The sequence below is a fragment of the Bdellovibrionales bacterium genome (assembly GCA_019750295.1).
Classification (GTDB): Bacteria; Bdellovibrionota; Bdellovibrionia; order Bdellovibrionales; family JAGQZY01; genus JAIEOS01.
Genome location: JAIEOS010000027.1, coordinates 1 through 11,015 on the forward strand (window position 1 = coordinate 1; position 11,015 = coordinate 11,015).

11 protein-coding genes are annotated in these 11,015 nt (G+C 48.8%); 4 read left to right on the forward strand and 7 right to left on the reverse strand.

Annotation, left to right across the window (positions count from 1 at the left end; all coding sequences use genetic code 11):
- Both K2Q26_07185 and K2Q26_07190 read right to left on the reverse strand, forming a co-directional pair.
- The coding region (locus K2Q26_07185) for a hypothetical protein (GenBank protein MBY0315285.1) at nt 1-332 on the reverse strand (332 nt) is incomplete at its 3' end.
- On the reverse strand, nt 316-4,125 hold the full coding sequence (locus tag K2Q26_07190) for a hypothetical protein (GenBank protein MBY0315286.1): 3,810 nt from the start codon (nt 4,123-4,125) through the stop codon (nt 316-318). The genes K2Q26_07185 and K2Q26_07190, both read right to left, overlap by 17 nt.
- Before the next feature lie 393 nt (nt 4,126-4,518).
- Here K2Q26_07190 and K2Q26_07195 point away from each other — a divergent pair, with 393 nt between their 5' ends.
- Nucleotides 4,519-4,833, forward strand: coding sequence for a hypothetical protein (locus K2Q26_07195; GenBank protein MBY0315287.1), 315 nt, complete (start codon nt 4,519-4,521; stop codon nt 4,831-4,833).
- 33 nt (nt 4,834-4,866) lie between these two features.
- Here the strand turns inward: K2Q26_07195 and metK are convergent, their stop codons facing one another.
- Both metK and K2Q26_07205 read right to left on the reverse strand, forming a co-directional pair.
- Nucleotides 4,867-6,021, reverse strand: coding sequence for a methionine adenosyltransferase (gene metK, locus K2Q26_07200; protein MBY0315288.1), 1,155 nt, complete (start codon nt 6,019-6,021; stop codon nt 4,867-4,869).
- A gap of 122 nt (nt 6,022-6,143) precedes the next feature.
- Nucleotides 6,144-7,010 carry a hypothetical protein gene (locus tag K2Q26_07205; GenBank protein ID MBY0315289.1) on the reverse strand — a complete coding sequence of 289 codons (867 nt, stop codon included), beginning with the start codon at nt 7,008-7,010 and terminating at the stop codon, nt 6,144-6,146.
- Nucleotides 7,011-7,237: 227 nt separating this feature from the next.
- Here K2Q26_07205 and K2Q26_07210 point away from each other — a divergent pair, with 227 nt between their 5' ends.
- Nucleotides 7,238-7,852: a hypothetical protein gene (locus tag K2Q26_07210; protein ID MBY0315290.1), complete on the forward strand. Its 615-nt coding sequence runs from the start codon at nt 7,238-7,240 to the stop codon at nt 7,850-7,852.
- A gap of 15 nt (nt 7,853-7,867) precedes the next feature.
- On the opposite strand, the gene K2Q26_07215 is transcribed toward K2Q26_07210, so the two are convergent.
- Nucleotides 7,868-8,809 (reverse strand): hypothetical protein, encoded by a 942-nt coding sequence (locus tag K2Q26_07215; GenBank protein ID MBY0315291.1) that lies wholly within the window; start codon nt 8,807-8,809, stop codon nt 7,868-7,870.
- A 72-nt stretch (nt 8,810-8,881) separates the two neighbouring features.
- Here K2Q26_07215 and K2Q26_07220 point away from each other — a divergent pair, with 72 nt between their 5' ends.
- Together K2Q26_07220 and K2Q26_07225 are read left to right on the forward strand one after the other, a co-directional pair.
- Complete coding sequence (locus K2Q26_07220) at nt 8,882-9,601, forward strand: hypothetical protein (protein ID MBY0315292.1); 720 nt, start codon at nt 8,882-8,884, stop codon at nt 9,599-9,601.
- Entirely contained in the window at nt 9,601-10,014 is a 414-nt protein-coding gene (locus K2Q26_07225; GenBank protein MBY0315293.1) for a hypothetical protein, read from the forward strand. Before K2Q26_07220 ends, K2Q26_07225 begins: the two co-directional genes overlap by 1 nt.
- Here K2Q26_07225 and K2Q26_07230 read toward each other — a convergent pair.
- The gene (locus tag K2Q26_07230) at nt 10,011-10,790 is read right to left on the reverse strand and encodes a DUF4360 domain-containing protein (protein ID MBY0315294.1); all 780 of its coding nucleotides are present in this window, start codon (nt 10,788-10,790) and stop codon (nt 10,011-10,013) included. The genes K2Q26_07225 and K2Q26_07230 overlap by 4 nt on opposite strands.
- A 30-nt stretch (nt 10,791-10,820) precedes the next feature.
- Nucleotides 10,821-11,015: DUF4360 domain-containing protein (locus K2Q26_07235; protein ID MBY0315295.1), on the reverse strand; the 195-nt coding region annotated here is incomplete at its 5' end.

An 11,015-nucleotide genomic window follows, 5' to 3' on the forward strand; every position in this document is an offset into this window, starting at 1 on the left:
CCTGATCCCAAAGTGATAGTCAAAGAAGCGGGCACAGCAGAGATCGCTGTCCGGAGCGGTTCGCCACCGCCGCCGCCTCCACCCCCACCAGAACTCGCAGACCCGGGGCCATTACATCCCCCGCCGCCACCGCCGCCGCCACCGATCATGAAAACTTCCACGTCAGTGACTCCCGTCGGGCGATTCCACGTGCCCGATGAAGTAAACCTCTGAACTTTTTTTGTTTTCACCACGGAGGCGGTCGTGTTTACTTTCTTCCAGACTGGTGCTCCATGAGCCGAAGAAATAAATAATAATTGTGTTGTCAGTAAAATGTTAATTAAGACAGACATAGATCACTCCGTTTTCATCTATGGTCATAGCTCCTGTACCAACCGTCGAACATCCAGCAGTTCCTTGGTTAAGGAGAGAGGGTGTGTCGTCGCACACTAATAGGTTTCCACTACCGTCTTTTGCGAGCTCTCCGACGTTCGAACAGGAGGCCCCAATCGTTGCATTCTGGGTCACGGGAGACTGCATTCCTCCAGTGACTAAATTGGAACCATTGATTGTAAACCCCGAGGCATTGATCGTTCCATTGACATCGAGTTTTGCGGAAGGCGTGGCACTTCCAACCCCGACATTTCCTGAGTTATCAATGACCATGCGCTCGGTGCCGGCGGTATCAAACCGAATGCGATCCTCGTCGGCGGACTCCTCCACTTGGATTTTCGTATCATCATCCGCATCGGCGAGAGCACGGGAGATAGGTGGAGAACACAACCATCGATCACTCACTGCATTCCATGTTAAAATCTCGCCATTATTGCACTCTGTTCCTGCGGGCATGTAGCTAAAATATTCTCCGGCCGCATTCGCGATTTTTCCGACGCTGACACTTAATATTTTTGCCGAGGTCACTGCACTATTGGCGATTTGAGCCGTTCCGACTCCGGCGTTTCTGATTTGGAGTTGGTTAGATCCGTTCACTTCCAACGTCGATCCATCGGTTTGTACGGCCAGAGTTGCGGTGCCACTTGTTGCTCCACCGGTGAGTGCAGAGCCGGCGTTAGTGACGATGCCTTCGATATCGCCGCTTGCCGCCGTCCACCCTGTGGAAATATCTTTGCAATTGGCTCCAGTTTCATCGCAGATTTGCTCAGCGCGAATCGTGCCCGAAACATCAAGTTTGGCCTGAGGGGATGTGGTACCAATTCCGACATTCCCGCTATTAAAATAGCTATTTCCATTAGATCTCAAATGGACAGTGGTCGTGGCGGTGTTGTCGGCGAGATACATCTCTCCCTCAGTCGATCCATTGGTTCCCGTGTAGGTGCGAACACTGCCAAAGGGGTTTTGTGAAATATAACCACCAGTCCATGAGGACACCGTCATCCCTGTTGTTGAATTGATCCCGCCCGCGACGTCAATTCGGCTACTTGGATTTGTTGTTCCTATACCGATATTGCCATTATTCGCAATGTGCAGTCGTGTACTTCCCCCCGCCATAAAGTTAATGTACCCGTTGGGGGCGATGTTATTGAAACGAAACTCTTGGCCATTACTGTTATTAAATCCAGTAAATACGGAGACTGCCCCCGCACTATTGATGTACTCGACGCCGCTAAATCCCGCTGCGTTTAAGTTTTGGACCCCGAAATTGGCACCGGCATTATTTCCTACGGCCTTCATCGCGTCGTCGGCTGAGCCGCCCGAAGTGTAATTCGCGAACCCGGTCCCTTGGGGACCAACACTTAAGCTGTACGAGGGCGTGGTTGTTCCAATTCCCACACGGCCCGCCTCGTCGATGATCATTCTTTCAGTTCCGGCAGTGTCGAAGCGAATTTTATCTTCGTCGGCACTTTCTTCCACTTGAATTTTTGTGTCGTTATCGGCGTCCGCAACTGCCGTAAAGTTTGTGGGAAGTGCTCCGCAAATCCAGCGATCGGAAATCGTATTCCAAATTAATGTATAGCCATCCGTACACTCCGTTCCCGCCGGCATGTAAGTGAAATATTCGGCGACTGCGCTCGTGATCTTGCCCACGCTCACACTGTTGATTTTGGCGTTGGTGATCCCGCTGTCCTTCACTTGCAGCGAGTTTGTTGCGATTTCGATCGTCGTATTGTCTACACTCACAGAGAGTGATCGATCGGAAGAAAGATTCCCTCCGCCCGTCAGTGCCGATCCAGTGTTCGTCGCTAAATTCCTGGTACTCGGCACCGCGCCGACATCTCCCGCAGCGGCGCCTGTTTTATCGATCTTGCTCCACGCAATCGCCGCGGATGCATTAATGTCAGCGTTAACAATAGAGTCATTCACAATTTTAGAACTGTTGACTGAATCCGCGGCAAGTTTCGCTAGAGAAATTCCTGCATCTCGCACTTGCAATTGATTGGATCCGTTGGTCTCGATCGTTGTACCATCGGTGACGACCGAAAGGGTGACGTTACCACTGGCGGCTCCTCCTGAAAGTGCAGAACCCGCACTCGTAGTGACGCCGTCGATATCTCCACCTGCGCCCCAGCCTGTGGATATATCTTTACAATTTGCACCGTTTTCGTCGCAAATTTGGTTGGCACGAATAGTTCCCGCAACATCAAGAAGAGATTGAGGATTCGTGGTTCCAATTCCGATATCACCGGTGGCAGTAATGATCATTCTTTCGGTACCTGCCGTGTCGAAACGAATTCGATCTTCATCGGCACTTTCTTCTGTCTGAATTCGGGTGTCCCCATCGGTATCTGTAAGCTGAGTAAAGTTCGAGGGAAGGGCTCCGCAGATCCAGCGATCGTTGGTGGAATCCCAAACCAGAGTATAGTTATTTGTACATTCAGTGCCGGCGGGCATATAGCTGAAGTACTCCGCCGCTGCAGAGGTGAGCTTCGTGATACTCATCGAATTGATTTTCGCGTTTGTAATTCCGCTATCTTTGACTTGGAGCTGATTGGATCCATTGGTTTCAATCGTCGTTGCATCGGTGACGACCGAAAGAGTGACGGCTCCGCTCATCGCCCCACCCGTTAAAGCCGAGCCCGCGTTTGTCGCCACCGACTCGATATCTCCCGCACCCGATCCATTCCCCACGGTCTCTGCACTATTCCCATCCCAGTACATAAGTTTATCGGTGTCGGTGTTGTACCACGTCGCACCCTTATTGCCGACGGTGAGAGTTCCCACCAAAGTCGTCTCTTGCGCAGTATTAAATTTACCCAATGTCACCGTCGAAAGATTTTGCAGGGTGATGTGCCCGGCGTTTAACAGTTGATTGCCATTGAGATTTATATTTCCCGCCATCGTTCCACCCGCAAGAGGAAGTTTGGTGGCGTCGGTGATCGCCGAAGGAGTGGTCGCCTCCCAACGGCTGAGCGTCGCATTCCAAGAGAGCACTCGTCCATCACCTACACCTGCACCCACGCCGCTCACATCGATGTTCGCACCGGCAATTTTTGTGTCGGCATAATTCTTAGTGGCCGCATCCTGAGCTAAAGTGGGATTGGCTAAATTTTTGATCTGTTGATTGTTCATCGACAACGGAGCGGTGGATGTTCCCGACGCTAAATTGTAAAGCGTGTTGTAATTCGAGCCGCCGAATAAATTTTCTAAATTGCTCTGAGTGAGATTTTGGCCCGGATTGATCTGCACAAAATTACTGGCCACATAACCCTGGAGACTGTTCGCGTACCACGCGTAAGGCACGCTCTGTAAATGGAAGTCTTGCGCTAGAGTCACCCCGCCGCCACCATCGTTATAACTAATTCGAACTTTGCGAGTATGTCCAGAGAGTGCAGAGTAAGAGTTTCCTGCCGCACAGGTTGTGATCCCAGTAAAACTGATTCCATTTTTGAGAACATCGGGCAGAACGGAAGTGTCCTCGTAGTCACTCCCCGTGCGAATTCCCGCGCCGACGTTTAAACTAAACATTCCCTCACTTCCCAACATATTGATGGAGTGCTGCTCTTCGTACATCAAGCAATCATTGACGGGGGAGTAAACACGGACGTTAAAAACGACGGGATTCGCCTCGAGAGGAATTCCCCCCGCTTTAGTGATTTGCCCTTGATAGACAAAACTTCCGGGCACTTGCGCGTTCACCGCAGTCCCAGCGTAAATAAAAAATAGAAAAACCAAAATTCTAGGGTTCATCAATAACTTATCGGTATTTGTGGAACGAAATTGATGGTCCCGTAAAGATAACTGATCCCAATCTTGAATCTCCCAAAATCGAGAGCGATCCCCCCATCGGATCAAGACTTAAGCCTCTGTGAGAAACGGCTGGTGACTCGAAACGAGAAAATGACTTTCAATTTTCGAGGGGCTCTCGAAATTAGGGTATCCTGGATAAAGAAATACTTTTCTATGAAACTTGGGGCGATTCACTTCTTAATTCTAGTCCTTTTGCTCTTCCAAGGCTGTGGCACGCCTTCGCAGGACGATTTGAGCGAAAGCTCTACATCGTCTTCGATGGACTAGGACGTTTGCAACTCGCTCAATCGGGTCGTCTATGTTCCCTGTGGTCCAGCCTCTGCTCAGTTGAGTGTGGGTGGAAATAAAGATGCGCCCATTTACGGGGCCGCCGAATTCGCCAGTGTCCCGATTTTCGGATTTTGCAACCGAGGAGAATATCCTCGTGCCGAAGTTCAGGCCCGTCTCTATCGTGGCTCTCAATTGATCGTCAAAAGTCCGTTCGTCACTTGCACAGGAACTTACAATACATCTTTACCGACGGCAGGAGTCTCACGTCATGAAGACTACACTTTAGAAATTGAAATTGTAGGTGTAACTAAAGAGGGACGGAGATTTACGAATCTGCCTTTGAGTCGAAGTCGAACTTTCTATCCCGCAGAGGAATAGAAAGCTCTTAATTCTTTTCTGAAAATAAAAAACTTACTTGAGGAAGCTTTTTAACGCGTCGACTTTATCGAGTTTTTCCCAAGTGAAGGAAGACTCGCTGCGACCGAAGTGACCATAAGCCGCGGTGGCTCTGTATCTTGGCTTTAATAGATCAAACTGCTCGACGATCTGGGCTGGTTTTAATCCCCATATGCTTCGAACCGCTTTCTCGAGTTTCTCTGGAGTTTGAGTTCCTGTTCCGAAATCATTCACCATAACACTCACAGGTTCAGCCACGCCGATCGCGTAGGCCAACTGCACCAAACACTTTTCGGCAAACCCTGCGGCGACAATGTTCTTCGCAATATGACGTGCAGCGTAAGCTGCCGAACGATCCACCTTCGAGGGATCTTTTCCAGAGAAGGCTCCTCCGCCGTGGGCTCCGTGGCCACCATAGGTATCCACGATAATTTTACGACCGGTAAGACCGCAATCTCCTTGAGGCCCACCGATGACGAAACGACCTGTTGGATTAATAAAATACTTTGTGTTTTTGTCGAGCCACTGAGACGGAATCGTTTTTGCGATCACATCGTCCATAATGTACTCTTTGATTCCCGACTGGGTGACATCTTCCGAATGCTGTGTCGAAATCACAATCGCATCCACACGCTTCACTTTGCCGTCGATGTACTCCACCGTGACTTGGCTTTTGCTGTCGGGGCGAAGAAAATTCACTTTTCCCGTTTTACGACGTTGAGCTAATTCGAACATCAGCTTGTGAGAGAGCGAGATCGTCAAAGGCATAAACTCTGGAGTCTCGTTGACGGCATAGCCGAACATAATCCCTTGATCCCCGGCCCCCTGCTCTTTGGTTAAACCATCATCAACGCCCATGGCAATATCAGGACTTTGTTTGTCGAGAGTGGACATGACCGCACAGGTCTTATAGTCGAAGCCTTTTTCGCTATTGTCATAACCGATATCTTTAATTACACCGCGAGCAATTTCGGGAACACTAAAATTGGCTTTGGTTGTGATTTCACCGGCAACCACGCACACACCCGTTGTGACCAACGTCTCACAAGCGACCCGCGCCTTGGGATCTTGTCGAAGAATTTCATCGAGAACCGCATCACTCACCTGATCGGCGATTTTATCGGGATGCCCTTCGGAGACAGATTCACTGGTGAACAAATAGTTTTTCATCGAATAACCTCGCTAATGTAATAAATGAGAGAAAAGGTGTAATTAGCAGAAGCTCTAGGATGGGTCAAAAATAAAAAGCCAGGGGTGACCTGGCTTTTATAATGGAGTCTTCGAATCCAAGATTAAAGAGAGTCGTCTTCGTCTTCATCCCCCGCAGAATCCTGAGCGGTGGGAGCGACAGGAGTGTCGGTCGATGGAGTTTGTGGCGCAGCAGCAGGAGCTGTTGGGCTCACTTGATCATCATCTTCTTCATCACCGGCAGAAGCGGGCGCGGCAGGCGCCGTAGCGGCAGGAGTCTCCGGCGTGGCTGGAGTGGGCACTACGGCCGCATCTGGAGTCCCTTGCTCCACTGGAGATGCGGGCTCCTCATCGCGAACCACTTCTTGACTGCAACTTTGCAGGCCGACTTCCGCATTGTTCACTTGATAAAATTCAGCCGATTGATTGGATGTCGGTTTATAAAGTCCGTCCGCTTCTTTTTTAAGAAGAATGGCCACGGCCCCCTCTTTTTCGATCTGTTGTTCACCAGAACCACTCACCATTTTTTTATCTTCGACAATCATAAGAATCTGTTCGCACGAATTTCCGACGCAGCTGAGGCGCACTTTTTCGTTGAACTGAGCAAAGTTTTTAATTTGAGAAATCGTAAGATTTTTTTCGAACTTCTGCGGAGCACAGTCCCCCTCGTTTTTGAGGGCGAGGTGTAAGGTCATTTTCGAAGTTTCCACCTTCAGTGTTACGCCACGAATTTCTGCTTTGATCGCCAAAATCGCATCTTTATCTTTTTTCGACTGGAACGCCTGATCTTGAGCTAACATTTCGAGGGCCGACATCTCCACAGCGACCGGCGCCGGAGTATTCACCGCGCGAGGATTGATCGCGGGCTTCGAAGTCCTGATCAAATTCGCTCTTGATTTATAGCTCGCTTTTTTTCCACAAGCTGTCAGCGCAACAACAGCGACTAAGGGTAGGATCACAAGTTTCTTCATAACAATTCCTCCGAATTTATAAATTCTCTCGGAATCCCTACGAGCAAGGACAGTACCAACTTGGCTCCAGCGTAAAACGCTTTATATGCCCAAAGAGAGCAATTTAAGGCCCAAAGAGATATGAGAGGCCGCTTTTGGTCACCGGGGATGTATTTATAACAAATTTAAGGGCTCTCCAGGTTGGTATCGTCCTTGCTCTATATTTAAATAGAAACTGGGGAGAAATTATGAAGAATCTATTATTTGTGATTATGTGTCTTTCCTTGGCCGTCGCCTGTGCCAAGAAAAACGAAAAAACGTCGGGCGCGAATATTCATCGCCAAATGACGCCTGCGGAAGTCGAGGCGAAGGCATTGAACCTCGTCGGCTATACTCCACAAAACGTCGCATTACAAAATGCTCTCACCGGTTTAACGGTTGAACAAGTCGGTAACGAAGTTAAAATCACCTATATTATTCGCCGAAGCACTCCGAGCTGTAATCGCGAAACCAAGACGGTGACGAATCTCAATTTAGCCGCACAGAGAGAAGGCTTTCCCGTCTCAGGCAACAACGTACAACTTCAGTGCCTTAGCAACTTCTGTCGGAACGCTTTAGTCAAAATCACCGAATTCGAATTCGGTGGTGGCACCGTCAACGTGATTTTAGCTCAGCAAGGTACCGTGTGGGTACCCTCTGTCTCTGCAAACACCAGCGTTTTTCATAACCCTCTCGATGTTCGCTCGGGAGAAGCGGCTTGTTGGCAAGGAGCTTCCAACACGACGAACCAACCCGTAAATCCTACGAACTACTTAGACACTGGACATCTGCCTTACGATTGGTCTTCGACTTGGGGCTGGTAGGTCCATCGAGAACGATCAGAGGCTTCGGCGAAATTGGGCTACGCCACTCGCCGAATCCCGCTCCCCGCGAAATCCGATAGATGTGTACAGAGATTCACGAGAGGACGGAGCCTTTAAGACGAAAGATTTCGAAGTTGGAAATGCCCGAATCAGCGCGGCGATCGTCTCCTGATAATTTTCTTTTTGGTCGAATTCGGGTTCGAAATAAAGGCAACGCAAAAGCAACTCACTCCCGATCACTTTTACGCACACCGTCCCCTTTATAATTTTCATATGCATTAAAGCAAAAAAACGATCTCGGTTATAATCGAAGTCCGAAGCAAATTCGTGCTCGACGATACTCAACTGTTCATGCTCTTGAAAGTCCGGACGCTCTCTAAGATATCCCTTGATGCGGTAGAAAACGGTTTCGAACATGGCCATGTCTGAGTTGTGACCCAATTTCCGACGAGGGCTAAGACCTAGCATCTCGAAACGCCAGTCAGACTCGGGGGGAGGCAGGTAAGTTTTCACCGTTGAAAAGTTGAGGTTATACTTGTGGGGAACTTCCAAAATGTCCCACTGCTCGAAAAAATTCAAAATCATTCGCGCAATTTGTCCAGCGGCTAAGTCGATACGGTACTCTTGATAGGGAGTAAAATAGCGGTACGAATTCATCATGATACTGTCGAGGGCGAGAATTCGATCGGTAGCGACTTTTTGCCGACTCAAGAAATCCGAGTTAAACACGATGATCATCGCTTTGGGATCCGTAAGTAAGGTGGCTTCGACTTTACTCTTAAGGACCGGGTCTACGGGATAGACGCCATCCCCCGAAACCATCACGGCATCGAGAAAGTGCGGACCGACATGCTCTATAAAAAGCTCCACCGCTCGTGCATCACGAAAGTAAATAATACGTTTCGTCGAAACGAACTGAGGGGTTTTGTCTAATGATTCTAAAACCGGGGTTTGCACGGCTCATCCACCTAACGCTAGAAGCCACAATCTACATGGCTCGGACCGAGTTTCAATGGTTTTTCGCTAGTGATGGGCAAATATGAACTTGGCTTCTATTTTTTGACTCAGTATATTGCCGTCATGGCCTCAGCATTTTTTAAAACTATCGAAAACGGTCTGATCTTTGATCAATCCAAAAATTTCTATCCCTCGCAGTACTGGGGTTTAAAAAATAGCGAACTTTCTTTTAAAGAAGACTACAACCACTCTTTTGGCTTTGTTCAGTCTGGAAATATCGAAATTCGCTTGGCCTCTGGAGCCACATTTAAATTAAATCCAGGAATGTATTTTTCCATCCCAGGAGCCTTTGATATCCAAGGCCAGGGCGAATGCGCGATTTTTAAAAAATTTGGCCACCGCGGATTATTCAGCGTCGGAGGCCCCATCGAAAATAACGGTCGTCTTTGTTATATCGACAATTGCACAACCACCGTTCTAGCACCTGCGGCGCGCTTGGGAGATCCTTGTTTAAACCTTTTGGTCTTCCCCGAAAATGTAAAGCAGACTCTGCACATTCACCCCAGCTTGCGCTACGGAATCGTCGTCGCCGGTAGAGGCGTCTGTTACAATCCATCCACGGGCGAACTCCCACTGCAACCGGGAATGACGTTCTGCTTAGAAGAAACTTACCCTCATTGCTTTAATAGCGAGAAAGAGGGACTGGTTATCGTCGCTTACCACCCCGATTCGGACATGGGTCCTACGGATCAGCAAAATCCGATGCTGAATCGCACATACACTCGATTCTAATGGTCAGAGCAAAACTTTTCCCGATCCTCCTGAGCTTCTCGTTTTTGATGTTCGTGAGCTTGCAAAGCTCCGCCAAGCTTCGCTCTTTTCCTCCCCAGGGGACCTCTTCCTTGTTCTATAAGGGAGACATCTATCCTCGCTCCAGTATGAGGTTTGTTTTTGAATTTAAACATTGCCCGCTCGACAGCGAGCTCCTCAATATTAAAAAATTCGAGTATGTTCTGACAAACTCTTCACAGCCCGTTCGCATTGTAAATATTTACGCGAGTCGTTCCAATCTCGGTAAAAAATGTGGGAAAAAATTAGAGCCGGTGAAGCAAAGTTACATGATTGACGCCGACTCCACCCGCGCCACCCAATATTATCTCACCACGGACGCTGATGTTGTCCTCAGCGAAAGTAAATCCATCTAACCCCATATCTTTGGAAATTTTGAAAACGGCGGGAGTTGTGGGGGGTTCTTTCCTTTTCCGCCACACTCTCTCCACAAAAAATGATATTCCGCGCTTGTCCCCACCGCAGAATCAATACTATCAATCGTTGCCATGACATCTTCGTTTTTTCCATTACTTACCGCAACGGCGCGGGTATCGACTCTGAGTTGAACTTTGCTCCCGCAAGTGGACCAAACCGGTTGGCTCGCCACATCACTGGAGATGATGTAGTTTTCTTGCAAAGGACCTCTAAAGTCCGTGCGACGACGAACGCGACGGCTGAATTCTTTCCCATTTTGTCCATCGAGAAAGCTGTAAATGCTGACGTACCGAGTTCGGCCATTTTTAGGAATCGAGTTAAACCCGCGATAATCGAGCTTCACCACGGTGAATTGAAATCCTGCAGGCACATTCACGGGAATGAAGATGGTGCAATTTTTTACGCTTCTTTTAACACCCGCCGACTGACCCGCAAGCACCACGTAGTTGTCAAAAAGCAGAGATAAAGTTTTGTTATCAGGGGTCAGCGCGGCCCCGACAGTTCCGTCGGGGCATCCGCTCCCCTGCAGGAATGGCGCACTCATTTGAACCCCACCGACGATGGCGGAGTTTTGGTTTTTAGGAGGAGCTCCAATCTGATTTAAAAAATCCCCCACGTCTTCACCCACCTGCAATGGCGGTTCTTCCATGGAATCCACCTGTGCAAAAGTGATAGTCCCTACGAACAGAACAGCGAGGAAAAATAGACTCTTCATAAAGCCCCCAAGTCTAAACTTTTATATAAACTAGTTACACTTACGCCATTGAAGTTTGTAAACGATACCGGCGGCGATATCCGCGCTGTCTAAAGTCGCAATGACGTCATACTTCTTGCCGTTCGTTCTCGCCATCAGAGACGTATTTACACGCAGACTGACATCTTCTCCGCAGGCCGACCAAACCGTCGATGAGACCAGAAGATTGTTGGTAAAAATATAGTT